Origin of the sequence: Streptomyces dangxiongensis (genome assembly GCF_003675325.1) — a bacterium.
Taxonomy (GTDB): Bacteria; Actinomycetota; Actinomycetes; order Streptomycetales; family Streptomycetaceae; genus Streptomyces; species Streptomyces dangxiongensis.
The window spans coordinates 7,101,618-7,126,730 of sequence record NZ_CP033073.1 but is presented as its reverse complement, the minus strand read 5'-3'; the positions used below and the strand labels follow the sequence as shown (position 1 = coordinate 7,126,730).

General features: G+C 74.4%; 14 protein-coding genes and 1 pseudogene. 3 read left to right on the top strand and 12 right to left on the bottom strand.

All coding sequences use genetic code 11. The features are described from left to right. Positions 1-28: 28 nt before the first annotated feature. The 9 genes from D9753_RS32075 to D9753_RS32035 form a co-directional block, all read right to left on the bottom strand. On the bottom strand, positions 29-10,726 hold the full coding sequence (locus D9753_RS32075; protein ID WP_121790169.1) for a type I polyketide synthase: 10,698 nt from the start codon (positions 10,724-10,726) through the stop codon (positions 29-31). A 92-nt stretch (positions 10,727-10,818) separates the two neighbouring features. Continuing rightward, positions 10,819-12,099: a methylaspartate mutase gene (locus tag D9753_RS32070; protein ID WP_121790168.1), complete on the bottom strand. Its 1,281-nt coding sequence runs from the start codon at positions 12,097-12,099 to the stop codon at positions 10,819-10,821. Then, positions 12,096-12,548, bottom strand: a complete 453-nt coding sequence (locus D9753_RS32065) for a cobalamin B12-binding domain-containing protein (protein ID WP_121790167.1) — start codon at positions 12,546-12,548, stop codon at positions 12,096-12,098. The genes D9753_RS32070 and D9753_RS32065 overlap by 4 nt, the downstream gene beginning before the upstream one ends. Further along, positions 12,548-13,786, bottom strand: a complete 1,239-nt coding sequence (locus D9753_RS32060) for a type III PLP-dependent enzyme domain-containing protein (RefSeq protein ID WP_121790166.1) — start codon at positions 13,784-13,786, stop codon at positions 12,548-12,550. The genes D9753_RS32065 and D9753_RS32060 overlap by 1 nt, the downstream gene beginning before the upstream one ends. After that, positions 13,783-15,309: a class I adenylate-forming enzyme family protein gene (locus D9753_RS32055; protein WP_121790165.1), complete on the bottom strand. Its 1,527-nt coding sequence runs from the start codon at positions 15,307-15,309 to the stop codon at positions 13,783-13,785. The genes D9753_RS32060 and D9753_RS32055 overlap by 4 nt, the downstream gene beginning before the upstream one ends. After that, positions 15,306-16,868 (bottom strand): amino acid adenylation domain-containing protein, encoded by a 1,563-nt coding sequence (locus D9753_RS32050; RefSeq protein ID WP_121790164.1) that lies wholly within the window; start codon positions 16,866-16,868, stop codon positions 15,306-15,308. The genes D9753_RS32055 and D9753_RS32050 overlap by 4 nt, the downstream gene beginning before the upstream one ends. A 25-nt stretch (positions 16,869-16,893) precedes the next feature. Further along, positions 16,894-17,145 (bottom strand): phosphopantetheine-binding protein, encoded by a 252-nt coding sequence (locus D9753_RS32045; protein ID WP_121790163.1) that lies wholly within the window; start codon positions 17,143-17,145, stop codon positions 16,894-16,896. A gap of 27 nt (positions 17,146-17,172) precedes the next feature. After that, a complete protein-coding gene (locus D9753_RS32040; RefSeq protein WP_121790162.1) occupies positions 17,173-18,108 on the bottom strand; it encodes an ACP S-malonyltransferase in 936 nt (311 codons plus the stop codon). A 38-nt stretch (positions 18,109-18,146) separates the two neighbouring features. After that, positions 18,147-19,043 carry a proline iminopeptidase-family hydrolase gene (locus tag D9753_RS32035; protein WP_121791404.1) on the bottom strand — a complete coding sequence of 299 codons (897 nt, stop codon included), beginning with the start codon at positions 19,041-19,043 and terminating at the stop codon, positions 18,147-18,149. Between the two features lie 408 nt (positions 19,044-19,451). Here D9753_RS32035 and D9753_RS32030 point away from each other — a divergent pair, with 408 nt between their 5' ends. The 3 genes from D9753_RS32030 to D9753_RS32020 are packed head-to-tail and all read left to right on the top strand — an operon-like array spanning position 19,452 to position 22,192. After that, entirely contained in the window at positions 19,452-20,684 is a 1,233-nt protein-coding gene (locus D9753_RS32030; protein ID WP_121790161.1) for a cytochrome P450, read from the top strand. Positions 20,685-20,739: 55 nt separating this feature from the next. Then, positions 20,740-21,975 carry a cytochrome P450 gene (locus D9753_RS32025; RefSeq protein WP_121790160.1) on the top strand — a complete coding sequence of 412 codons (1,236 nt, stop codon included), beginning with the start codon at positions 20,740-20,742 and terminating at the stop codon, positions 21,973-21,975. A gap of 25 nt (positions 21,976-22,000) precedes the next feature. Continuing rightward, a complete protein-coding gene (locus tag D9753_RS32020; RefSeq protein WP_121790159.1) occupies positions 22,001-22,192 on the top strand; it encodes a ferredoxin in 192 nt (63 codons plus the stop codon). Between the two features lie 133 nt (positions 22,193-22,325). On the opposite strand, the pseudogene D9753_RS32015 reads toward D9753_RS32020, so the two are convergent. The 3 genes and pseudogenes from D9753_RS32015 to D9753_RS32005 all read right to left on the bottom strand — a co-directional run bounded on the left by D9753_RS32015 (position 22,326) and on the right by D9753_RS32005 (position 25,107). Next, positions 22,326-23,080, bottom strand: a pseudogene (locus D9753_RS32015) (thioesterase II family protein). A gap of 120 nt (positions 23,081-23,200) precedes the next feature. After that, positions 23,201-23,845, bottom strand: coding sequence for a response regulator transcription factor (locus D9753_RS32010; protein WP_121790158.1), 645 nt, complete (start codon positions 23,843-23,845; stop codon positions 23,201-23,203). Further along, positions 23,809-25,107 (bottom strand): sensor histidine kinase, encoded by a 1,299-nt coding sequence (locus D9753_RS32005; RefSeq protein ID WP_205614319.1) that lies wholly within the window; start codon positions 25,105-25,107, stop codon positions 23,809-23,811. Before D9753_RS32005 ends, D9753_RS32010 begins: the two co-directional genes overlap by 37 nt. Positions 25,108-25,113 lie beyond the last annotated feature (6 nt).

Genomic DNA, 25,113 nt, shown 5'->3' with positions numbered 1-25,113 from the left:
GCGGCGCGCCGTCCGGCACCGGATGAGGTCAGGTGCCGCTGCGGTCGAGCGCGGCGCGTACCAGGTCCGCCACGGCCATGGACTTGATGTCCAGGGCCCGGTCGGCGGGTGCCGGGTCCGCGGCGGGCTCGGACAGCTTCAGCAGGCTGTCGAGCAGGCCGGCTTCCCGGATGCGGGCGACGGGGATGCGGGCGAGGAGGGCGCGCAGTTCGTCGTCGCCGCCGGGCGCGGCCTCGACGGGCTCGGGTTCCGGTCGCAGCCGTTCGAGGAGATGGCCGGCGAGCGCGACCGGGGTGGCGTAGTCGAAGATGAGCGTGGACGGCAGGCGCAGTCCGCTGACCGTGTTCAGCCGGTTGCGCAGTTCCACGGCGGCGAGCGAGTCGAAGCCCAGCTCGGTGAAGGCGCGGCGCGGTTCGACGGCGGCGGGTCCGGCGTGCCCGAGGACGGCGGCGGCCTCGGTGCGGACCGCTTCCAGCACGGTGTGCTCGTGGTCGGCGGCGGGCAGTTCGGCCAGGTGCTCGCCGAGGGTGCGGGCGTGGTCGTCGCGGTCCGGGCGGGCGGTGACGCCGGCCAGGGTGCGCAGCACGGCCGGCACGTCGCCGCCGCGCCGGCGCAGGGCGGCGGTGTCCAGCCGTACGGGGACCAGGGCGGGGCTGCCGGAGGCCACGGCGGCGTCGAACAGCTCCAGGCCCTCGTCCGGGTCGAGCGCGCCGATGCCGGTGCGTTCGATGCGCCGGACCTCGGCCGCGTCGAGTGCGGCGCCCATGCCGCCGCCGGACCACAGGCCCCAGGCGAGGGAGGTGGCGGGCATGCCCAGGGCGGCGCGGTGGGCGGCCAGCGCGTCGAGGAAGGCGTTGGCGGCGGCGTAGTTGCCCTGGCCGGAGGCGTCGAGGGTGCCGGCGGCCGAGGAGAACAGCACGAAGTGGGCGAGGTCCCGGTCCCGGGTCAGCTCGTGCAGGTGCCAGGCGGCGTCCGCCTTGGGCCGCAGCACGGTGTCCAGCCGGGCCGGAGAGAGCGCGGTGACCAGTCCGTCGTCGAGGACGCCGGCGGTGTGCACGACGCTGTCGACGGGGTGCGTGGTGAGCAGGGCGTCGAGCGCGGCACGGTCGGACACGTCGCAGGCGACGATGTCGGCCTCGGCGCCCAGGTCCGCCAGGCCGGCGCGCAGTGCGGCGGCGCCGGGCGCGTCGGGGCCGCGACGGCTGGTCAGCAGCAGGCGGGTGACGCCGTGCCGGGCGGCCAGGTGGCGGGCGACCAGGGCGCCGAGCCCGCCGGTGCCGCCGGTGACGAGGACGGTGCCCCACGGGCGGTCCGTGCCCGGGGAGGCCTCGGCGCGGACCAGGCGGGGGGCGTGGGCGCGGCCGTCGCGCCACCGGATCTCCGGCTCCCCGGAGTCGATCAGCGCGGCGAGTGCGGCGCGGTCGGGTACGGGTGCGTCGGGCGCGGCCCGTGCCACGAGGAGGATCCGGCCGGGGTCCTCGGCCTGCGCGGCCCGTACCAGTCCGTGCACCGCGGTGTCGGCGAGGCCGCCGCCGGTGAGGACCACGAGCACCGAGCCGGCGTACCGGTCGTCGGCCGTCCAGGTCTTCAGGGTGTCCAGGGTGCGGCCGAGGGCGGCGCGCACGGCGCCGGGCAGGTGTCCGCCGTCGGCGGGCGGGGCGGTGACCGGCAGGATCACCACGTCGGGCACGGTGGCGCCGAGCGTGTCCGGGCCGGCGTGCACCGGGACGCCGAGGCCCAGGTCGTCGTCGCCGAGGACGGCCCAGCTACGGCGGTCGGGGCGTCCGGCGGCCTCGGGCAGCGGTGCGTCGGTGACGGTGTACAGGTGGCGGCGCCGCCGCGGGGTGAGCCGGTCGGCGGTGACGGGCCGGGTGACGTACGACTCCACGGTGGCGAGGGGCCGGCCGTCGGTGTCCGTCAGTTCGAGGCGGGTGCCGTCGGTGCCCGGGGTGATGCGGACGCGGGCGGTCAGGGACGCCTGGGCGTGCAGGGTGACGCCGGTCCAGGCGAAGGGCAGGGCGATGCCGTCGGACGGCTCGGCGGGCGCGGCCTCGCCGTCCAGGAGGGACGTGACGTGCAGGGCGGAGTCCAGCAGCGCGGGGTGCAGAGCGTGCCGGGCGGCGTCCTGGCGTGCGGGTGCGGGCAGTTCCAGCTCGGCGAGGAGGGTGTCGCCGTCCCGCCAGGCGGCCCGGACGCCGCGGAAGACGGGGCCGTAGTCGTAGCCCTCGGTGTGCAGGCGCGGGTAGAGGCCGGTGACGTCGAGCGGGGTGGCGCCGGGCGGCGGCCAGGCGCCGGACGCGGCCGGGGCCGGGGCGGCGGGTCCGGTGAGGGTGCCGGTGGCGTGCCGTGTCCAGCCCTCGTCGGCGGGGGCGTTCTCGGCGCGCGAGTGGATCTCGACGGTGCCGTCGGCGCCGGCGGAGACCTGGAGGCGTACGGCGGTGTCCGCGGGCAGCGCCAGCGGGGCCTGGAGGGTCAGCTCCTGGAGGACGGAGCGGCCGGTGAGGCGTCCGGCGTGCAGCGCGAGGTCGACGAGCGCGGCGCCGGGCACCAGGACCGTGCCCAGCACGGCGTGTTCGGTGAGGACCGGGTGGGTGGCGGTGGAGATCCGGCCGGTGAGCAGCACACCGGCGTCGCCGGGCAGGTCCAGGCGGGCGCTGACCAGCGGGTGGCCGGCGGCGGCGAGTCCGTGTCCGGCGGCGTCCCCGACGGCGGGGGCGGGCGTGGGGAGCCAGTACCTGCGGTGCTCGAAGGCGTAGGTGGGCAGGTCGACCCGGCGTCCCGCGTAGGTCTCGTACAGCACCGCCCAGTCGACGTCGAAGCCCCGGGTGTGGACGGTGGCCAGGGCGGCGAGCAGGCCGGGTAGCTGGGCGGTGTCCTTGCGGGCGGTGGGGACGAAAGCGGTGTCCTCGGCGTCCGGCAGGCAGTCGGGGCCCAGGGCCGTGAGCACGGGCGCGGCGCCGAGTTCGAGGAAGGTGCCGGCGCCCTGCGCGGCCAGGGTCGCGACCGCGTCGGCGAAGCGCACCGTCTGCCGCACATGCCGTACCCAGTAGTCGGCGGAGCCGAGTTCGGCGGCGGTGGCCGGGGCGCCGGTGAGGGTGGAGACGAGGGGCACGGCCGGCTCGGCCGCCCGGAGGCCGGCCATGACCTCCCGGAACGCGGCCAGTATGGGTTCCATGCGGGGCGAGTGGAAGGCGTGCGAGACGCGCAGCCTGCGGGTGGTCGTGAAGTGCGCGGCGACCTCGGTGACGGCGTCCTCGTCGCCGGAGACGACCACGGCGCGGGGGCCGTTGACGGCGGCGATCCCGCATCGGTCGCCGTCCAGCAGCGGGGTGACCTCCTCCTGCGACGCCTGCACGGCGACCATCGCGCCGCCCTCCGGCAGGGTCTGCATGAGCCGGCCCCGGGCGGCGACCGCGGTGACGGCGTCCTGCAGCGACCAGACCCCGGCGACGTGCGCGGCGGCGAACTCGCCGACGGAGTGCCCGGCCAGCCCGTCGGGGCGCAGCCCGAAGGACTCCAGCAGCCGGTAGAGGGCGACCTGGGTGGTGAACAGGGCGGCCTGGGTGTAGGCGGTCTGTTCCAGGGTCTCGGCGTCGTCACCGAGGACGACCTCGGCGAGGGGCCGTTCGAGGTGCTTGTCGAAGAGCGCGGCGGCGCGGTCGAAGTGCTCGGCGTAGACGGGGAAGGCGTCGTACCAGTCGCGGCCCATGCCGGGACGCTGGGCGCCCTGGCCGGAGAACAGGTAGGCGAGGGTGCCGTCGGTGGCGGAGCCGGTGACGAGCAGCCCGGGGGCCTCGGTGCCGTGGGCCAGGGCGGCCAACGCGGCAGCGGCCTGCTCCTCGCCGGTCGCGAGGAGCACGGCGCGGTGGGGGTGGGTGCCGCGGGTGGTGGCCAGGGCCAGGCCGAGATCGGCGGGGGCGGTGCCGGTCAGCTCCAGCAGGCGCCGGGCCTGGCCGCGCAGGGCCTCGGGCGAGCGGGCGGAGACCGGGAGGGCGAGCACCGGCGGGGCGGTGACGGGGTCCGGCTCCGGGGGTGCGGGCTCGGTGAAGTCCTCCAGTATGACGTGGGCGTTGGTGCCGCTGATACCGAACGAGGACACACCGGCCCGCCGGGCCCGGTCGGTCTCGGGCCACGGGCGTCGCTCGGTGAGCAGTCGCACGGCGCCGGCGCTCCAGTCGACCTGGTGGGACGGCGCGTCGACGTGCAGGGTCTTCGGCAGGACGCCCTGGCGCATCGCCATGACCATCTTGATGACGCCGGCGACACCGGCGGCGGCCTGGGTGTGCCCCATGTTGGACTTCACCGAGCCCAGCCACAGCGGCTCGGCCCGGTCCTGGCCGTAGGTGGCGAGCAGCGCCTGGGCCTCGATGGGGTCGCCGAGGGTGGTGCCGGTGCCGTGCGCCTCGACGGCGTCCACCTCGGCCGGGGTGAGCCCGGCGGCGGCGAGCGCGGCGTGGATGACGCGCTGCTGGGAGGGGCCGTTGGGGGCGGTCAGGCCGTTGGAGGCGCCGTCGGAGTTGACGGCGGAGCCGCGGACCAGGGCGAGCACCCGGTGGCCGTTGCGGCGCGCGTCGGAGAGGCGTTCGACGACGAGGATGCCGGCGCCCTCGCCCCAGCCGGTGCCGTCGGCGGCGGCGGCGAAGGACTTGCAGCGGCCGTCGGCGGCCAGCCCGCGCTGCCGGGCGAAGTCGACGAAGGTGTCCGGCGTCGACATGACGGTGACGCCGCCGGCCAGCGCGAGGTCACACTCGCCCTGCCGCAGCGCCTGGGCGGCCAGGTGCAGGGTGACCAGGGAGGAGGAGCAGGCGGTGTCGACGGTGACGGCCGGCCCCTCCAGGCCGAGGGCGTAGGCGACCCGGCCGGAGACGACGCTGCCGAGGCTGCCGTTGCCGAGGTAGGCGGCGAGGTCGTCGGGCACCTCGGCGAGCCAGGTGCCGTAGTCGTGGTACATGACGCCCGCGAACACGCCGGTGCGGGAACCGCGCAGGCGGTGCGGGTCGATGGCGGAGCGCTCCAGTGCCTCCCAGGACACCTCCAGCAGGAGCCGCTGCTGCGGGTCCATGGCGGTGGCCTCGCGCGGGCTGATGCCGAAGAAGCCGGGGTCGAACTCGGCCGCGTCGTACAGGAAGGCGCCTTCGCGGGCGTAGGTGCGGCCCGGGGTGCCCGGTTCGGGGTCGTAGAGCGCTTCCGTGTCCCAGCCGCGGTCCGACGGGAAGCCGCCGACCGCGTCGACGCCGTCGGCGACGAGCCGCCACAGGTCTTCCGGGGAGCGGACCTCGCCGGGGTAGCGGCAGCTCATGCCGACGATGGCGATCGGGTCGTCGTCAGGGGCGCTGCGGGCCGGGACGGCGGGGGTGTCCTGCGGGCCGGTGCCGAAGAGGGTGTCGCGGATGTGGCCGGCGAGGGCGCGGGAGGTGGGATGGTCGAACACGAGGGTGGCGGGCAGCCGCAGTCCGGTGGCGGTGCCCAGCCGGTTGCGCAGTTCGACGGCGGCGAGCGAGTCGAAGCCGAGGTCGGTGAAGGCCCGGCCGGGGTCGACGGAGTACGGCCCGTCGTGCCGGAGCACGGCCGCCACCTCGGTGCGCACCAGGTCGAGCAGGGCGCGGTCGCGGTCGGCGGCGGGCAGCGCGGCGAGTTGTCCGTCCGCGGCCCGGGCGGGTGCGGCGTTCGCCGTGGCCCGGCGGGTCACCGGCCGGACGAGGGCGGTCAGCAGCGGCGGTATGCCGTCGGGGCGGCGGCGTACGGCGGTCGCGTCGATCTCCACGGGTGCCAGGTGGGGGGCGCGGGAGCGGACGGCGGCGTCGAACAGCTCCAGGGAGCGTGCGGCGGACAGTCCGGGGATGCCGTAGGCCGCGATGCGCTGTCGGGCGGTGTCGTCCAGAGCGGCGCCCATGCCGCTGTCGGTGGCCCACAGGCCCCAGGCCAGGGAGGTGGCGGGCAGGCCGAGGGCGGCGCGGTGCTCGGCGAGGGCGTCGAGGTAGGCGTTGGCGGCTGCGTAGTTGCCCTGGCCGGGGCCGTCGAGGAGGGCGGCGAGGGAGGAGAACAGCACGAAGTGGGCGAGGTCGCGGTCCCGGGTCAGCTCGTGCAGGTGCCAGGCGCCCAGCGCCTTGGCGTGGAAGACCTCGTCCACCATCTCGTCGGTGAGGGTGTCCACGATGCCGTCGCGGACGGTGCCCGCCGCGTGGACGACGGAGTCGACGGGGTGTTCCTCCAGCAGGCGGCGCAGCGCCTCGCGGTCCCCCACGTCGCAGGCGGCGACGGTCACCTCGGCGCCCAGAGCGGTGAGTTCGGCGTGCAGGGCGGGGGCGGTGCCGCGGCGGCCGGCGAGCACCAGGCGTCGCACGCCGTGGGCGCGGACCAGGTGCCGGGCGAGGAGCGCGCCGAGGCCGCCGGTGCCGCCGGTGACGAGGACGGTGCCCCAGTCGGCGGCCTGTTCTTCGCCCGGGGGCCGCGCGGTCAGCCGGGGCACGCCGAACCCGCTGTCCGTGAGGGAGAGTTCGGGTTCGCCGGTGGCGAGGAGCTGACGCAGGTCGGCCTCGGAGGGCAGCGTCTCGTGCTCGACGAGGACGTAGCGGCCGGGGTTCTCGGCCTGGGCGGAGCGGACCAGGCCGCGGACGGCGGCGTGGGCGGGGCAGGCGGGCCGGGTGACGACGACGAGCCGGGTGCCGGCCAGCCGCTCGTCCGCCTGCCAGGTGCGCAGCAGCCGCAGGACGTGGTGGAGGTGGGCGCGTGCCTCGGTGGCGTCGGCGCCCGCCGGGCCGGGGACGCGGTGCACGACGGCGTCCGGGGCGGGGCCGTCGAGCAGCGCCTCCACGGAGTCCGTGAGCACGGCGGTGCGCAGGGGCGAGGTGGTCTCCGGCCGGGGGTGCGGCGACCACCGCACGGCGTACAGGACGTCGCCCGCCGGTACGGGGCGGGAGGTCAGGGCCTCGATGACGGCCACCGGGGCGCCGGTGGCGTCGGCGAGGTGCAGGGCGATGGTGTCGCCGCCGCCGTGGGTGATCCGCACGCGGAGGGCGGACGCGCCGGTGGCGTGGAGGGTGACGCCGTTCCAGGCGAACGGCACCAGCACCGCGGAGCGGGGCGGGGCGTCGACGTCGGCGGCGTGCAGCGCGGCGTCGAGCAGCGCCGGGTGCAGGCCGAACGCGCCGGCGTCGGCGGCGGTGTCCTCGGGCAGGGCGACCTCGGCGTAGACGTCGTCCCCGTGCCGCCAGGCGGCGCGCAGCCCCTGGAAGGCGGGTCCGTAGCCGTAGCCCTGGTCGGCGAGGTCCGGGTAGACACGCGTGATGTCGAGGGGCCGGGCGTCGCGCGGCGGCCATTCGGTCAGGCCGGCCGGAGCGGGCGGGGCGGTGGTGGTGAGGACGCCGGCGGCGTGCCGGGTCCAGGGTGCGGCCGCGTCGGCGCGGGTGTGGACGGTGACGTCGCGGCGTCCGGAGTCGTCGGGTTCGCCGACGGCGACCTGGACGGCGATGTCCTCGTCGGCGCGCAGCACGAGCGGGGCGCCGAGGGTCAGCTCCTCCAGGGTGGTGGCGCCGACGTGGTCGCCGGCGCGCAGGGCGAGTTCGACGAAGGCGGTGCCGGGGAACAGCACCCGGCCGGCGATGACGTGGTCGGCGAGCCAGGGCTGGGTCCGGGTGGACAGCCGGCCGGTGAGTACGACGCCCTCGGCGCCGACGGCGACCACGGCGGCGAGCAGCGGGTGGCCGGCGGGGAGCTGGCCGAGGCCCGCGGCGTCGGTGGCGGGGCGCTGCTCCAGCCAGAACCGGCGCCGCTGGAAGGGGTAGCCGGGCAGGTCGACATGGCGTCCGCCCAGGCCGGCGAAGTGCCGCCGCCAGTCGACGGGGACGCCCCGGGCGTGGGCGGCGGCGAGCGCGGTGAGGGCCTCCCGGGCCTCGGGCCGCTCGCGCCGCAGCACCGGCAGGAAGGCGGTGCCGGGTACGTCGGTGCAGTCCGGGCCCATGGCGGACAGCACCGCGTCCGGGCCGACCTCCAGGAACGTACGGACCCCGGCGTCGGCGAGCGCGCGGACGGCGTCGTGGAAGCGGACCCGGGCGCGGACGTGCTCCACCCAGTACTCGGGGTCGCGCAGCTCGGCGGTGACGGGGCCGCCGGTGACCGTGGAGACGACGGGCAGCGCCGGCTCCGCGTAGTCCAGGACGTGCGCGACGCGGCGGAACTCGGCCAGCATCGGTTCCATCAGCGGCGAGTGGAAGGCGTGGCTGACCCTGAGGCGCTTGGTGTCGTGGCCGCACGCGGCGAGTTCGGCGGCGATCCGCTCCACGTCGGCCGTGTCGCCGGAGACCACGACGGCGGCGGGCCCGTTGACCGCGGCGATGCCCGTGCGCGGGGTGAGCAGCCGTGCCACCTCGTCCTCGGCCGCGCGTACGGCGACCATCGCGCCGCTCTCGGGCAGCGCCTGCATGAGCCGGCCGCGGGCGGCGACCAGGATCGTGGCGTCGAGGAGGGTGAGGACCCCGGCCACGTGGGCGGCGGCGATCTCGCCGACGGAGTGCCCGGCGACCTGGTCAGGAGTGAGGCCCCAGCTCTCCAGGAGCCGGTACAGGGCGACTTCCACGGCGAACAGGGCGGGCTGCGCGTACTCGGTACGGTGCAGCAGCTCGGCCTCGGGGGTGCCGGGCCCGGCGAACAGGATCTTCTTCAGCGGCCGGGCGAGCTGAAGGTCGAAGTGGGCGCAGACGTCGTCCAGGGCGTCGGCGAACACGGGGTGGGTGGCGGCCAGTTCGCGGCCCATGCCGGCGCGCTGGCTGCCCTGCCCGGTGAACAGGAAGCCGAGTTCGCCGTCGGGGCGCGCGGTGAGCGGTGTGGTACCGGAGGCCAGGTCGTGGAGGGCGGCGCGTAGTTCGGCGCGGTCGGCGGCGACGAGGACGGCCCGGTCGGGCAGGGCGGCCCGGGTGGTGGCCAGCGCGTGGGCGAGGTCGAGCGGGTGGGCCTCGTCCACCAGGGGCAGCAGGTCGGCGGCGCGGGCCCGCAGGGCGGCCTCGCCCCGGGCGGACAGGGCGAACGGCAGCGGTGTCCCGGCGGGCGGGGCCGGGCGGCCGTCCGGGGCGGATTCCTCGGGCCCGGGTTCCGGCTGCTCCAGGATGACGTGCGCGTTGGTGCCGCTGATCCCGAACGACGACACGCCCGCCCGGCGGACCCGGCCGGTGTCGGGCCAGGCACGCTCCGCGGTGACGAGTTCCACGGCCCCGGACGACCAGTTGACGTGCGGGGTGGGCGCGTCGACGTGGAGGGTCGCCGGTATCCGCCCGTGCTCCATGGCGAGGATCGCCTTGATCAGCCCGGCGGCACCGGCGGCGGCCTGGGTGTGCCCGAGGTTGGACTTGACGGAGCCGAGCAGCAGCGGGGCGCCGGCGGGGCGGCCCTTGCCGTAGGTGGCGAGCAGCGCGGTGGCCTCGATGGGGTCGCCGAGCCGGGTGCCCGTGCCGTGGGCCTCGACCACGTCGACGTCGGCGGCGGTGAGTCCGGCGTCGGCGAGTGCCCGGTGGATCAGCCGTTGCTGGGCGGTGCCGTTGGGCGCGGTCAGGCCGTTGGAGGCGCCGTCCTGGTTGACGGCGGAGCCGCGCACCAGGGCCAGCACCCGGTGTCCGTTGCGGCGGGCGTCGCTCAGCCGTTCCAGGACGAGCACGCCGACGCCCTCGGCGAATCCGGTGCCGTCCGCGGCGGCGGCGAACGCCTTGCAGCGCCCGTCGGGTGCGAGGCCCCGCTGCCGGCTGAAGGCGGTGAACACGCCGGGACCGCCCATGACGGCCACGCCGCCCGCGAGGGCGAGGGAGGACTCTCCCTGCCGCAGCGAGCGGCACGCCAGATGGACGGCGACCAGGGAGCCGGAGCAGGCGGTGTCGACGGTGACCGCCGGGCCCTCGGCGCCCAGCACGTAGGCGACGCGGCCGGAGATGACACTGCCCGCGTTCCCGGCGAGCAGGTAGGCGTCGAGGCCGTCCGGGGCATCGTGCAGGCGCGGTCCGTACTCCTGGATCTCGGCGCCGAAGAACATGCCGGCCGGGGTGCCGCGCAGCGCCGTGGGGTCGATGCCGGCGGCCTCCAGAGCCTGCCAGGAGGTCTCCAGGACGAGCCGCTGCTGCGGGTCCATGCCGAGGGCCTCGCGCGGGCTGATGCCGAAGAAGTCGGCGTCGAACTCGGTGGCGGTGTCGAGGAAACCGCCGCTGCGGACGTAGGTGCTGCCGGGCACCTCGGGGTCCTCGTCGTACAGGGCGTCCAGGTCCCAGCCGCGGTCGCGCGGGAAGCCCGACAGGACCTCGCCGCCCTCGGTGAGCAGCCGCCACAGGTCGGCGGGCGAGGCGATGCCGCCGGGGAAGCGGCAGCCGATGCCGACGACGGCGATCGGTTCGTCGGCAATGCCGTCACCGGCCGGCTCGGCGGGGGTGTCCGCCCGGCCGTGGACCTCGGCGAGCAGGCGGGCGGCCAGGTCGTGGACGGTCGGGCAGTCGTAGGCGAGGCCGACCGGCAGGTCCAGGCCGGTGCGCTCGGTCAGCCGCCGGTGCAGGTCGACCGCCGCGAGCGAGTCGAGTCCCTGCGCGGCGAAGGGGGCGGCCGGGTCGAGTGCGTCGAGCGTGCCCGGCCGGGCCGTCTCGATCGCCTCGGTCACGGCTCGGCGTACCAGTTCGGTCACCAGCCTGCGGTGCCGGGACGGTACGGCCGTGGCGAGCCGTCGTGCCAGAGCTGAGTCGTGTCCGGGCCCGTTCATCCACGCATCTCCACTTTCGGCCGACACCGGTTTTCCTCACCTTTTTCCACACCGTAGTGACGGCCCCCTGAAGGCCACACCCTTAAGCACCCCTAGGGGCGGGCGGTCTCGCGGGCCCGGGTGTCCTCGGGGTCGCGCCGGTCGAACGAACGGCGCACATAGGACAGGGAGTCGAGCAGTTCCGCGGCGGTGACGGCCTGCGCCGGGCGTACGTCGGCGATGCCGTTCAGCGGCATCTTCCCGATGTCGGCCCAGGCCAGCCGGCCGTCCGCGGCGATATAACTCCGGCTGAATCCGGCGTTGTCCGGATGCAGACAGTAGGGAACGTCGAGACGTCCCTCGGCGAACGCCGTCAGCAGGGCCGTACCGAGGTCGTCGTCCAACTCCAGCACCCCGTTGACCAGGGCAGCGGCCTCGGCGTAGGTCTGGGTGCCGGTGGCGTCCAGCGGGGTGCGGGGGGTGCGCGCGGCGACCGCCGCCGCGTATTCGAGGGCGGCGATGTTCTCGGCCACCGTAGGAATGCGGCGGGATTCCGCGACGGTTTTCACGATGAGCCGTTCCGAGCCGGTGGTGACGGCGAGTTCGGCCGCTTTCCCGAGCAGCCGGTAGGCGCCGTGTTCCGTCTCCGGATACAGCCCCATGTAGGCGTACACGACGACGTGCCATTCGGTGTCCGGCAGGAATCGCGCGCACAGGCCGCGCAACGCGGCCACCGCTTCGGCGTCCTGGCGGGGATCGGTCTGCTGCGCGTAACTCACGGAAATGCTGCGGATGCCGTGCCGGTGGAAGAACAACGCCTCCAGGACGCTGACGGCGACGAGCAGGCTGGGCGGGCAGAGCTGGCCGAGGACGCAGCCGCCGAAGGTCTCCAGGTGCGGTTCGGCCCCCGCCCCGCGCAGGGCGGCGAGCCCTTCGCAGGAGGCGGTCCAGTGGGCGACGGACTCGCGCAGCGGGACCCGGCCGTAGGGCAGGCAGTAGGAGACCGGGCCGCCCTCGGAGGCGTCGAGTCCGACGGCCGTCAGCGCCCGGAAGATGTCCTGCGGCGCGGCCGAGCCGTGCCGGACCTGCACCGGGAAGCCGGGGCCGTGGATCCCGTCGAGCACCTGCCGGGTGGTGGCCGGCACGTGGCTCACGATCGGGTAGCCGTTGAGGGCCACGCCCTCCAGGACGGCGAGTTCGGCCGACTCCAGGTCACCGACCCGGGTGTAGCTGTCCAGGGTGATCGTGCCGACGGTGGTGGCCTCGGCGTCCCGGGTGGCGAGCAGCCCGGCCCGCATCCGTTCCGGGCTGCTCATCCCCATCCGGGGCTGGACCACCAGGTGGCCGGCGCCGTGAGCCCGGCGCACGAACGCGCCGAACCCGCCGCCGGTCACACCAGGGCCCGCTGCGGCAGCGTGCCGAGCATCCGCCGGAAGGCGGCGACGCTCTCGGCGCTGTCGTCGAACACCGCGTCGTATCCGGCGGCGCGCAGCGCGGCCACCTCGTCGGCGCCGCAGGGGCCGGCGATGCCGAGCTTGCCGCCGATGACGGCGGGCACCGCGGCGAGGCCGGGGTGCTCGCGCAGCCGGGTGACGGTCCGCATACCGTCGTGGTAGCCGTGGCCGTTGACGCTGCTGACCACGATGAGGGCGGGGCGGTGGGCGAGGGCCTCGGCGATGAGCAGGTCCTCGGGGACGCAGGGGCCGAGGTTGACCACGCGGTGCCCGTGCTCCTCCAGGAGGAGCTGGAGGTAGACGAGGTTCCAGGTGTGGGAGTCGGAGATCCCGCCGGCCACCAGCACGGGCTGGTCGCCGGGGGCGGGGCGGGCCGGGAAGGGGCTCATCACAGGGCCTGTCCGTGATCGTAGGTGCGGGTGTGCTCGATGCGGGAGACGGAGACGAGGTCGTCGCCGCGTACGACGATCTCGGCGGGGGCTGGCCTGCCGAGGAACATCAGCAGGCTGGCGGTGGGGCCGTAGGCGCCGGCGTTGGGGACGGTGAGCAGGTCGCCCGGTGCCAGTGGGGGCAGCGGGACGTTCCGGCCGAGCAGGTCGCCCGGGGTGCACAGCGGTCCGGCGAGGCTCGCGGGGGTGCCGTCCGCGCCGACGGACTCGTGCGGTTCGACGGACACGGGCAGGATGCGGCCGAGTCCGGACATGCCGCCGAAGGTGTTGATGCCGGCGTCGAGGACGAGATAGCGGTGGTCGCGGCTGTCCTTGACGTTGACGACGGAGGTGAGCAGGGTGCCGCTGTCGGCGACCAGGTAACGGCCGGACTCGCAGGCGATGTGCGGGGCGCCCGCGCGCCAGCCGGGGAAGTGCTCGTCCAGCGTCGCGGCCAGGGCGTCGCGCAGCTCGCCGTAGACGGGGCGTTCGCCCTGCACGGCGTAGGGCGCGGCGAACCCGCCGCCGATGTCGAGGAAGCGGAACGGGACGCCGAGGGCCTGCTGGAGGGTGGCGGCGGTGGCGATGGTGTGCCGGAACTCGGCGATGAGGCTCGCCTCGTCCTTGGCGCAGCTCAGCGGGAAGAAGTGCAGTCCGGCGATGCGGGTGCCGGGGACGTCGCGCAGGCGGGCGGCGAGGCCGGGCAGGGTCTCGCTGTCGAAGCCGAACTGCGAGGGCACGCCGGTCATGCGGATGCTGGTGGCGGCGGCGCCGGTGGCGTTGTTGACCCGGAGCAGGCAGTCGGCGGTGAGACCCAGCCCGAGTGCCGTATCGCCGACGCGGCGGAGGTCGCCGTAGGACTCGGTGGAGAACAGGCGGACGCCGCGGGTCAGCGCCTCGGTCAGTTCCCCGGTGGTCTTGCCGGGTCCGGTGTAGAGGATCCGGTCGCCGGGGAAGCCGGCTCGCAGCACGGCGTCGAGTTCGCCGACGGAGCTGATCTCGGCGCGGCAGCCGCGGGTGCCGCCGGTGCGCAGCTCGCGCAGCAGTTCTGGGTGCGGGTTGGCCTTGGCGGCGTAGAACACCTCGACCTCGTCGGGCAGTGCGGCGAACAGGTCGTCGCGGGCCGCCGCCACCCGGTCGAGGTCGTAGACGTAGGACGGGGTGCCGAAGCGCTCGGCGAGTTCGGTGGGGGCGGTCACGGGGTGGTTCCTTCCAGAAGGCGGGCGAGCCGCTTGCGGTCGTGCTTGCCGTGCGGGGTCAGCGGCAGCTCGGCGACGACGCGGCTCACCCCGGGCACCTTGGCGGGCTCCAGCCGCAGCGACAGCTCCTTGAGCAGGGTGTGCGGGTCGATGTCGCCCTCGGCGAACACGGCGAGGTCACGGCCTTCGGCGGGCGGCAGCACGGCGGCGGCGCGGACGCCGGGGACGTCGGCGGCGGCGGCCTCGATCTCGGTGGTGCTCATGCGCACGCCCTTGTGCTTGAACATGTCGTCGCGGCGGCCCTCGTAGTAGAGGAAGCCGTCCTCGTCCACATGGCCGTAGTCGCCGGTGTGCAGCCGGAGTCCGCCGTCGGGGGCGGGGCGGAAGGCGCGGGCGGTCTGTTCCGGGGCCTGCCAGTAGCCGGGCATGACGTGCGGTCCCTCGACCACGATCTCGCCGGTCTCCCAGGGCGGCAGCGGCCGGCCCCCGTCATCCACGACGAAGGCGCGGGTGCCGGGCAGCGGGCGGCCGACCGAGTCGGGTTTGGCGTCCTGGAAGGCGGGCGGCAGCACGGAGACGCGCTTGCACTCGGTCTGCCCGAACTGGATGACCACCTCCGCGCCGGGGAACGCGGCGCGCAGCCCGTCGGCGGTCGGCTTGGGCAGCGCGGCACCGGTGTTGGTGAACATGCGCACCCGGGACTCGTGGGCCGGTTCGCGTTCGGCGAGGGCGCAGATCATGGTGGCCAGGGACGGCACGACGGGGACGACGGTGGCGCCGGTCTCCCGGATGCGGCGCAGCAGCACCAGGTCCGACTCGCCGTCGGCGAGGACGAGTTCGCTGCGCCCGGCGGCGGTGAGCAGCACCTTGTACAGGCCGTAGTCCCAGGAGATCGGGAAGCGGCAGAACACCACGTCGTCGGGGCGGTAGCCGAGTTCCAGGTTGATGGCCTCGGTGGCGAAGACCATGCGGCCGTGCGGGCAGACGACCGCCTTGGGGGCCGCGGTCGAGCCGGAGGTGTAGACGAGGACGGCGTTGTCCTCGGGGTCGACCAGCGCTCCGCCGGAGCGGGCCCCGCGGTCGTGCAGGGCGGCGATGTCCGGCCACGCCTCGCCGAGCCCGAGGACCGGCACGCCGCCGGTGAGGGCGCCGATCCGCTCCACGGCGGTGTCGGTGACGACCACCAGGGAGGGGTCGGCGTTCTCGACGACCGCCCGCAGGTGGTAGTCCTTCATGCCGGTGTTGACGGGGACCAGGACCGCGCCCCGGCGCGCGGTGCCGTACAGCAGCGCGACCAGTTCCCGGGTGCTGGGCAACTGGACCAGGACCCGGTCGCCGTGGCCGATGCCGCGCGCTTCCAGCCAGACGTCGACGGCGTGGCTGTGGGCGGCGAGTTCCGCGTACGTCCAGCGGCCCGCGCCGTCGGCGACCGCCGGGGCGTCGGGGCGCTCGGCGGTGGCCTCGTCGAGCAGGTCGTGCACCCGGGCGTCGGTGCGGGCCGGCACTGTCGGTTGACCGTTCACTGCGACTCCTGCCGCCTTTCGTGTGTGCCGCCGGCGCCGGCGGACTGCCGCACGGCCGTGGCCTGGGAGGCGAGCTTCCTGCGGTCGGTCTTGCGGTTGGAGTTGAGCGGGAGTGCGTCCAGGTGGTGGTAGGCGCGCGGGACGACCGCGGCCGGCAGTAGCCGGCGCAGGTGGCGGGCGAACCGGGCGGGCGGCACGGGCGCGCCGGTGTGGAAGACGGCCAGTTCCACGGTGCCGTCCACGGGCACCGCCACGGTCACGGCGTCCTCGACGCCGGGGCAGGTGCGTGCGGCGGCGTCCACCTCGGCCAGTTCCACCCGTATCCCGTGCACCTGGACCTGCGCGTCCTGCCGGCCCAGATAGAGCCAGCCGCCGTCGGCGGCGCGGCGGACGCGGTCGCCGGTGCGGTAGAAGCGCCGGCCGTCCCGCTCCAGAAATCGTCCCCTGTCGTCGGCCGGGTCCAGATAGCCGGGGGTCAACTGCGGCCCTGCGATGCACAGTTCACCCTCGTCGGCGGCGGTGGGCGTGCCGGCGGGGTCGAGCAGCAGTGTCTCGTGGCCCGGGTGGACGGCGCCGATGGGCACCATGTCGTTCGGGTGCCGTCCCGGTGTCCAGCGGTGCGCGGTGACGGTGATGGTCAGCTCGGTCGGGCCGTACAGGTTCTCCAGTGCGGCGCCCGGAGCGGCGGCGGCCCAGTCCTCGGCGTCCCTGCAGCCGAGCGCCTCCCCCGCGAAGAAGCTCCAGCGCAGCGACGCCAGGGCGCCCGGCGCGAGCCCGCCGGTGCGGCGCACCAGGGTGATCGCGCTGGGCGTGGAGAACCACACGGTCATCCCCTGTTCGGCCAGGAAGTCCGGCAGGTGCGCGTAGGCCCGGGCCGGTACGGGGACGACGGTGGCGCCGGCGCCCCAGGCGCAGAACAGGTCGAACATCGCGCAGTCGAAGTTGAGGTCGAAGGTCTGCGAGAAGACGTCGTGCGGGCCGAAGTCGTAGCGCCGGTCGAGCAGTCGGAAGTAGTGGGCGGTGTTGGCGTGGGTGACGGGAACACCCTTGGGCCGGCCGGTGGAGCCGGAGGTGAACAGCACGTAGGCGATGTCGGAGGGCCGGGCGGGCATGGGGGCCTTCAGGGCGCTGTCCGGGTCGACGGCGAGCGCCGGCATCGGCTGCCCGCCGGGCGCGAACAGCGTCGGCAGGGTGACACCGGCCTCGTGCAGCGCGGTCAGGGCGGGCAGCGCGTCGTCGTCGGCGAGCAGCGCGCCGACCCCGGCGGCCTCGATCATCTGCCGGGTGCGGGCGGCGGGGAAGGCGGGCTGGAGCGGTACGACGGTGACGCCGCTGTACAGGCCGGCCAGCAGGGCGGTGTACGCCGTGGGTCCCTTGCCGGCCAGTACCCCCACGGCGGGCGGCGGGCCGGGGAGCCCGGCGAGCAGCGAGCCGGCCCGGACGAGGGCGCGTTCGTGCAGGTCGCGGTAGGTGAGGTCGACGCCGTCGGCGCGCAGCGCGGGCCGGTCCGGGGCGACGGCCAGGCCGCGCGCGAACCGGCCGGACAGCGTGCCGTCCATGGTGGGGTCCACGGTGGCCGCCCCGTCAGCTCGCGGTGCTCTGCAGCATGCCCCGCACGGTGTCCCACAGCACGCCGGCGGTGCGGAAGGTGTCCATGGTGAGCGCGCTGTCGCGGAAGCGGACCTGGTATCCCTCCTCCAGCGTGCCGAGGAGCTGGACCGTGCCGAGCGAGTCCAGGCCGAGGTCCTTCAGGTCGGACTCCGGGGTCAGCTCCTCCTGCGGCGGAAGGAACGGCAGGAAGGGGCGGAGTATCTGTTCGAACCGGTCGTCCCACATGGGAGCCTCCAACGGGTCGGGGGGGGGTCAGGCGGCGCGGGTACGGCGCCGGGGGGTCATCGCAAGCCGCGGCTGCGCGGCGACGACGTCGAAGTGGCGGGTGGTGCAGGGCACCCTGCCGAAGAGGCTGTCGGGTCCGGCGACGCACAGGCGGCGGGCGCCGGCGTCCTTCAGGGCCCGGGTGACGCTGGGCCAGTTCATCGGGTGGTCGAAGCCGTCGAGCAGCATGGTGCGCAGTTCCTCGCCCGTGTGCAGCAGCCGGCCGTCCTGGTCGGCGACGACGGGCAGCTCGGGGTCGGCGAAGGAGTAGCGGGACAGCACCTCGCGGGCGGCCTTGTCGCGCAGCGACCGGAACGCCGAGGCGTGCATGGGGGGCCGCATGGTGTACAGCGGGAGGCTGCCGATGGCGCGCAGCCGCTCCTCCATCCAGGCCACGCGGTGCTCGGAGAGGGAGACCATGTAGAAGCCGTCGTCGAGGTGGCAGGAGATCTCGTGCCACTCCCCCGCTTCGGCCAGCTCGGCGAGGACCGCGTCGAGGGCGTCGCGCGGGGCGCGGACGAAGGACAGGGTGACGATGTCCCGGTGCTCCGTGGCGAAGTACTCCTCCAGGCAACGGGCGATCTCGGCGGTCAGCCGGACGGCGTCGGGCAGTTCCAGGGCGCCGGTGTAGGCGAGGGCGGCCTTCTCGCCGAAACTGGGTCCGGCGACGATGTCCGGTTCCACGCCGAGGTGGTCCCGGGCCCAGTGGGCGCAGGCCAGGCAGTTGACGAAGAAGGCGACCTGGGCGGCCTCCGAGTAGTCACCCGGGGAGGTCCGGAAGGCGTCCACGAGCGAGTAGCCGAGGGCGTCGTCGGCGACGGCGACCAGCTCCCGGGCGATGGGGTTGGCCACCATGAACCTGCCCACCTCGGCGAACGGAACGGGTCCCATGCCGGGAAAGACCAGCGCGGTGTCGTGTGCCATGGCGGGCTCGCCGCCCCCTTTCACGAGGCTCCGGAGCGTCACAGGCTCTTGAGGAAGTCGGTCATCACCGCGAAGAACCGCTCCGGTTCCTCCAGGTGCGGAAGGTGGCTGGACTCCTCGAAGATCTCCCAGCGCGCTCCGGGGATCTCGTCGTGGTACGGCTGGACGACGGCCGGGGTGGCCTCGTCGTGGCGGCCGCTGATCAGCAGGGTGGGGGTGCGGATCCGGTGCAGCTCGCCGACGATCGACCAGTTCTTCAGGGAGCCGATGACATGGAACTCGTTGGGTCCGTTCATCGCGTAGTAGACGGTCGGATCGTTGTAGATCTCCATGAAGGAGGACAGGAAGTCCCGGGGCCAGGGCGTCAGGCGGCACACATGACGGTCGTAGAAGACCCGCATGGCGGCCAGGTACTCCTCGCTGTCGTACGTGCCGGCCGCCTCGTGCCGCAGCAGGGTCTCCTCCACGTCCGACGGCAGTTCGGCGCGCAGCCGGGCCATCTCCTTCAGCCACATCGGGTACGAGGCGGGCGCGTTGGCGATCACCAGTCCGCGCAGACCGGGCGGGGCGGTCATGGCGTGCCGGGCGCACAGGGGGCCGCCCCAGGACTGGCCGAACAGCACGTAGTCGTCGGCTATCCCCAGACGCTGGACGAGGTTGGACAGTTCGTCCTCGAAGAGCTCGACCGTCCAGAACTCGGGCCCCTTGCCGGGCAGATGGGTGGAGCCGCCGTTGCCGAGCTGGTCGTAGTGGACGACGGGCCATCCGTCGTCGGCGAGGCGGGCGAGCGGCAGCAGGTAGTCGTGGGTGCTGCCGGGCCCGCCGTGCACGGCGACGACCGCCGGCCGTCCCGCGCCGAGCCCACCGGTCACCCGGTACCAGGTCCGGTACTCCCCGAAGGGGACGGTGCCCTTCGCGCTGGCTTCCGGGGACACGCTGATCACCTCTGCTCGCTGCGGGACGTGGCGGCGGCCGGGACCAGGACACCGGCCGGGACCGGGAGAGCCGGGGCGCGGGGCGACCGCTGTCTCCGCCGTGGTCCGCAGCCGACGCTAACGGCCCCCGCGCCGTCACCGGACCCCTAACCGCCCCTAGGCGACGCACGGCGGACTGGGGGCACCCGGGGGCGCGTTCTCCACCGGCGCCGTGCCGGCACCAGCGGCACCGGCCGCACCCGGCCCCGCACCACGGCATCAGCGGTCTGCTAGGGGCGGCTAGGGGTTGGGGTCCGTCAGGGTGGCTGCCTAGCGTGCCAGGGACGGCCGACAGCGCCGCACCGGCGCCCAGCCCGGACCCGCTCCGATGCCGGCGCGTCCCGTTCCCTCCCGTGCGAAGAGGATCTGATGACTGCACCTGCCGAACCGGCCGACGAGGCCGCGCTGCCCGAGTTCCCGATGCGGCGGTCCTGCCCCTTCAGCCCGCCGGCCGCCTACGCCGAGCTGCGCGAGACCGCGCCGGTCTCCCGGGCGCGGCTGAAGGTCGACGGCAAGCCCGCGTGGCTGGTGACGCGGCACGACCTGTACAAGAAGCTGCTGGGTGACACGCGGGTCAGCGCGAACCTGAAGCTGCCCGGGTATCCCCTCCAGGTGCCGGTGCCGCAGGAGACGCTCCAGTCGGTGCCGCTGACCTTCCTCTCCATGGACCCCCCGGACCACACGGTCCAGCGCCGCATGCTGGCCCCGGAGTTCAGCGTCCGCCGGATGCGCGAGCTGCGCGGCCGGGTGCAGCAGATCGTGGACCAGCAGCTCGACCAGATGCTCGCCAAGGGGGCGGACGGTCCGGTCGACCTGGTCACCGGTCTCGCGCTGCCGGTGCCCTCGCTGGTGATCTGCGAACTGCTCGGCGTGCCCTACGAGGACCACGGCCGGTTCGAGGAGTGGGCGTGGGCCATCATGAACCACGACATCAGCGAGGAGGACCGGGGCCGCGCCCACTACGAGCTGGACCGGTACGTGGACGGGCTGGTCACCGCCAAGGAGAGCGAGCCGGGCGACGACATGATCAGCCGGCTGATCGAGTTCAACCGGCGGACACCGGCGGTGGAGCACTCCGACATCGTCAGCATGTCCAAGCTGATGCTGGTCACCGGGCACGAGACGACGGCCAACATGATCGCGCTGGGTGTGCTGGCGCTGCTGGAGCACCCCGAGCAGCTCGCCGCCGTCCGCGCGGAGCCGGAGCTGATGCCCAGGGCGGTGGAGGAGCTGCTGCGCTTCTTCTCCATCTCCGACGCGGGCACCGCCCGGGTCGCCCTGGAGGACGTCGAGCTGGGCGGGGTGACCATCCGGGCCGGCGAGGGCATCCTGCCACTGAACAACGCGGCCAACCACGACGAACGCGTCTTCCCCGACCCCGACCGCCTGGACGTGCGGCGCGAGGCCCGCAGTCAGCTGGCTTTCGGCTACGGCGTCCACCAGTGCATCGGCCAGAACCTGGCGCGCATGGAGCTGGACGTCGTCTATACGACGCTGTTCCGGCGGGTCCCGACGCTGCGCCTGGCCGCCCCGGTGGAGGAGCTGCGGTTCAAGGATGACGCGATCGTCTACGGCCTGTACGAGCTGCCCGTCACCTGGTGACGCCACGCCGCCCCCGTCCCCCACGTCCGGCACCGACTCCGTCAGAAAGGCAGCCATGACCCAGCCCGCCGAAGCCGCACCCGAGACGGGGTCGCCGCTCCCGCGGTTCCCGATGCGGCGCACCTGTCCGTTCAGCGAGCCGCGCGAATACGCCGAGATGCGCGCGGAGAACCCGGTCTCGCGCGCCGCCCTCAAGGTGAACGGCAAACCGGCCTGGCTGGTCACCCGGCACGAGCACGTTCGGCAGGTGCTGGGCGACAGCCGGGTGAGCTCCAATCTGAAACTGCCGGGCTATCCCCACCAGTTCCACATCCCCGAGGAGATGCTGGCGCAGGTCCGGCTGATGATGCTCAACCTGGACCCGCCGGAGCACACCGCGCACCGCCGCATGCTCATACCGGAGTTCACCGCCCGCCGGGTGCGGGAGATGCGCCCGCGGATCCAGCAGATCGTGGACGAGCACGTGGACGCGATGCTGGCGGCGGGCGGCCCGGTGGACCTGGTCACCGCCCTCGCGCTGCCGGTGCCCTCGCTGGTGATCTGCGAACTGCTCGGCGTGCCCTACGAGGACCACGCCCGGTTCGAGGAGTGGTCGGCGGCGATGATGAACCACGAGCTGAGCCCGGCGGAGTACGGGGCGGCCGTGCAGGCCCTGGACACCTACCTCGACAAGCTCGTCACCCTGAAGGAGAACGAGCCGGGCGACGACCTCATCAGCCGCTTCCTGGAGAAGAACCGCACCGAGCGGATCGCCGACCACGCCGACGTGGTGACGATGGCACGGCTGATGCTGGTCGGGGGCCACGAGACGACGGCCAACATGATCGCCCTCGGGGTGCTGGCCCTGCTGCGGCACCCGGACCAGATGGCCGAGCTGCGGGCCGATCCGTCCTTGCTTCCCCACGCCATCGAGGAGTTGCTGCGGGTCTTCTCCATCTCCGACTCCGGCACCGCCCGGGTCGCGGCGGAGGACATCGAGGTCGGTGACGTCACCATCCGCGCCGGCGAGGGCATCCTCGCCCTGAACAACGCGGCGAACCACGACGAGTCCGTCTTCCCCGACCCGGACACCCTCGACATCCGCCGCAAGGAGGCCCGAGGCCACCTGGCGTTCGGCTACGGCGTCCACCAGTGCATCGGCGCCAACCTCGCCCGGGTGGAGCTGGAAGCCGTCTACGGCACACTGCTGCGCCGCGTCCCCGGCCTCCGGCTGGCCGCCGAGCCGGACGAACTGCGGTTCAAGGACGACGCCATGGTCTACGGCGTCCACGAACTCCCCGTCACCTGGTGACGGCCGACCGAACGGACTCCCCCTCATGCGTGTCACCACCGAACGCGCCCGGTGCGTGGGCTCCGGCCAGTGCGCGCTGCTCAGCCCCGAGGTGTTCGACCAGGACGACGACGGCCTGGTGACGGTTCTGCGGGAGGAGCCGGCCGAGGAGCTGCGCGAGCAGGTCCTGCAGGCCGCCGACCTGTGCCCGTCGCGCACCATCCGCGTGCGCGACTGACACCCTGGCGAACGCGACGGCGGCGGGAGCGTGCGGTACGCTCCCGCCGCCGTCGGGTCAGCGGGAGCCGGCGGGCCGGAATCCGGCCGGGGTGAGCTTCTGCGCGGGCCGTGGCCGGTGTCGACGACCTGCCTCACGACCGCGCCGCCTCCTCCGTCAGCAGGCCGAACACCTGCCGCTGGTGGGACGTGAGGTAGAAGTGGCCGCCCGGGAACACATGGAACTCGGACGACGCGTCCGTGTGGCGTGACCGGGCGCGCGCCTCCTCCACGGTGACCTTGGGGTCGTCGTCGCCGACCAGGGCGCCGACGGGGCACCGCAGGTTCGGCCCCGGCTCGTGGACGTAGGTCTCCGCGGCGCGGTAGTCGGCGCGGATCGCGGGCAGGGCCATGCGGATCGGTTCGACGTCTTCAGGGATCGCCGACTCCGTCCCGCTCAGCCGCCGCATCTCCTCGACGAGCCCGTCGTCGTCGCGCAGAGGGACGGATTCGCTGCGCGGGCAGGAGGGGGCGCGGCGGGCGGAGGCGAACAGCGCGTGCGGGACGACGCCGTGGCCGCGTCCCAGCCGGCGGGCCACCTCGAAGCCGAGGGTCCGCCCATGCTGTGCCCGAGGAGGAGCAGCGGGCGGTCCGTCCACGGCAGCAGCACGGACGTGACGTGGTCGGCCAGCTCCTGGATGCTCTCGGCACACGGCTGGGTGCGGCGGTCCTGGCCGCCCGGGTACTGCACGGCGAGCACGTCCACGGACGCCGGCATGCTCGCCGAGACCGGGTGGTAGAAGCTCGCCGAGCCACCCGCGTGCGGCAGGCGCACCAGCCTGACCGACGCGTCGGGGCGGGGGTGGTAGCGGCGTGTCCAGAGACGGTCGTGCTCCGCGAGCGTGGTCATGGGGCGGGCGTATCCCTTCCTGGCGGTGGCCGCGCGGCGGGGGGGCGCGGCCGGGCCCCAGCAGTCCACGCGCGCGGGGGACGGCCGCGCCCCCTACCCGCCCCGACCGTGGTGCGCCGCTCAGGCGTTGAGGTAGGCGAGCACCGCGAGCACCCGGCGGTTGCTGTCGCTCGACGGCGGCAGCGTCAGCTTGGTGAAGATGTTCGAGATGTGGTTGGCCGCCGCGCCCTCGGTGATGGTCAGCCGCTGGGCGATCGCCGTGTTGGAGCAGCCCTCGGCCATGAGCTCCAGCACCTCCCGTTCCCGCCCGGTGAGCGCGGCCAGTGGTTCGTCCCGGGAGTGACTGGTCATCAACTGGGCGACCACGACGGGGTCCATCGCCGTACCGCCGGCTGCGACCCGGCGTACGGCGTCGATGAACTGCTCGTCGTCCAGGACGCTGTCCTTCAGCAGATAGCCGATGCCGCCGGTGCCGTCCGCCAGCAGCTCACGGGCGTACATCTGCTCGACGTGCTGGGAGAGGACGAGGATCGGCAGGCCCGGCTGCTCCCGGCGGGCCCGTAAGGCGGCCTGGAGGCCCTCGGTGGTGAAGGTGGGCGGCAGCCGTACGTCGACGATGGCCACGTCGGGCCGGTGCTCGGCGAGCGCCGCGGCGAGGTCGGTGCCGTTGTCGACCGCCGCGGCCACCACGCATCCGTACGCCTCCAGCAGTTGGATGATCCCCTGCCTCAGGAGGAAGAGGTCTTCGGCGAGGACAACGCGCACGGCAGCTCCAAGTTGATCACGGTCGGACCCCCCGGAGGGCTGTTGATCTCCAGGATCCCGTCAAAGGATGCCAGCCGCCGCCGGATGCCCGCGAGGCCGCTCCCGGCCGACGCGTCGGCGCCGCCGCGGCCGTCGTCGGTGACGCGGGTGCGCAGGGTGTCGTCCTCGCACCAGGCGACGATCTCCACGCGCCGCGCGTCGGCGTGCTTGAGGGCGTTGGTGAGCAGCTCCGAGACCGCGAAGTAGACGGCGGACTCGACCGGGTCGGGCAGCCGGCCGGGAAGGTCCACCACCGCGGTGACGTCGAGCGGGCTGGCCAGGCCCAGCGCGCGCAGGGCATCGGCCAGGCCGCGTTCGGCGAGAACCGGCGGATGGATGCCGTGGACCAGGTCGCGCAGTTCCCGCAGGGCCTGCACGGACGAGGTGCGGGCCTGCCGCAGCATCCGGCGGGCCTCCTCCAGGTCCTGGTTCATCTTACGGTCGACGGCGCCGAGTTGGAGGCCCAGGCTGACCAGCCGGGCCTGTGCGCCGTCGTGCAGGTCGCGTTCGATGCGGCGCAGTTCGGCGGCCTGGATGTCGAGCGCCCCGGAGCGGGTCTCGGACAGGTGCTGCACACGAGAGGCCAGTTGGGAGCCGCGGGTCGGACCGAGCAGGAACCGGACGAAGTAGGCGTACCACTTGAGCACCAGCGGGCCGAGGAACAGCCAGCCGGTGAGCACGACCAGCGCCAGCAGACCGGCGGCGAAGGCGGCCGGCCAGCTCTCGACGGTGACCGAGGCGTACCAGCGGCCCTGTCCGCCGTCCGCGAGGGGCCGCCACAGGCCGCAGGCCAGGAACAGCCCCTCCCCCGCGTAGTAGAGCAGGGCGGCCGGCACGAAACCGGCGAGTCCGACGACGCAGTTGAGCAGGAGCCACAGCAGGTCCCGCCAGGTCGCGGGGTCGGTGAGGATCCACTTGCAGCGGCGCATCCAGCCGACGATGTCCTTCTCGATCTCCTCCGGTTCGGGCCGGTAGGGCCGCTCCACCGGGACGCCGGAGCGTGCGGCCACCCGCCGGTTGAGGTCGCACAGCCGGCGCACGGCCCGGGTCAGGTAGGGCAGCGCGAGAAAGCCGATGCCGATCAGGCACAGGACGATGAAGTAGGCGGTGGTGACGAAGAGGACGACCGACAGCAGGGCTCCGGTGGCGATGGCCACGCCGACCAGGGTGTCCAGGGTGGCGCGGCCGAGTCGGCCGCGCCACGTGACCGGCACAGTCTTCATGTCCTC

Excerpts from the sequence above, each read along its gene's own strand:
- D9753_RS32075 (WP_121790169.1), bottom strand. The coding sequence starts at position 10,726 with ATGAACGGGCCCGGACACGACTCAGCTCTGGCACGACGGCTCGCCACG.
- D9753_RS32065 (WP_121790167.1), bottom strand. The coding sequence starts at position 12,548 with ATGAGCCCCTTCCCGGCCCGCCCCGCCCCCGGCGACCAGCCCGTGCTG.
- D9753_RS32050 (WP_121790164.1), bottom strand. The coding sequence starts at position 16,868 with ATGGACGGCACGCTGTCCGGCCGGTTCGCGCGCGGCCTGGCCGTCGCC.
- D9753_RS32045 (WP_121790163.1), bottom strand. The coding sequence starts at position 17,145 with ATGTGGGACGACCGGTTCGAACAGATACTCCGCCCCTTCCTGCCGTTC.
- D9753_RS32040 (WP_121790162.1), bottom strand. The coding sequence starts at position 18,108 with ATGGCACACGACACCGCGCTGGTCTTTCCCGGCATGGGACCCGTTCCG.
- D9753_RS32030 (WP_121790161.1), top strand. The coding sequence starts at position 19,452 with ATGACTGCACCTGCCGAACCGGCCGACGAGGCCGCGCTGCCCGAGTTC.
- D9753_RS32025 (WP_121790160.1), top strand. The coding sequence starts at position 20,740 with ATGACCCAGCCCGCCGAAGCCGCACCCGAGACGGGGTCGCCGCTCCCG.
- D9753_RS32020 (WP_121790159.1), top strand. The coding sequence starts at position 22,001 with ATGCGTGTCACCACCGAACGCGCCCGGTGCGTGGGCTCCGGCCAGTGC.
- D9753_RS32005 (WP_205614319.1), bottom strand. The coding sequence starts at position 25,107 with ATGAAGACTGTGCCGGTCACGTGGCGCGGCCGACTCGGCCGCGCCACC.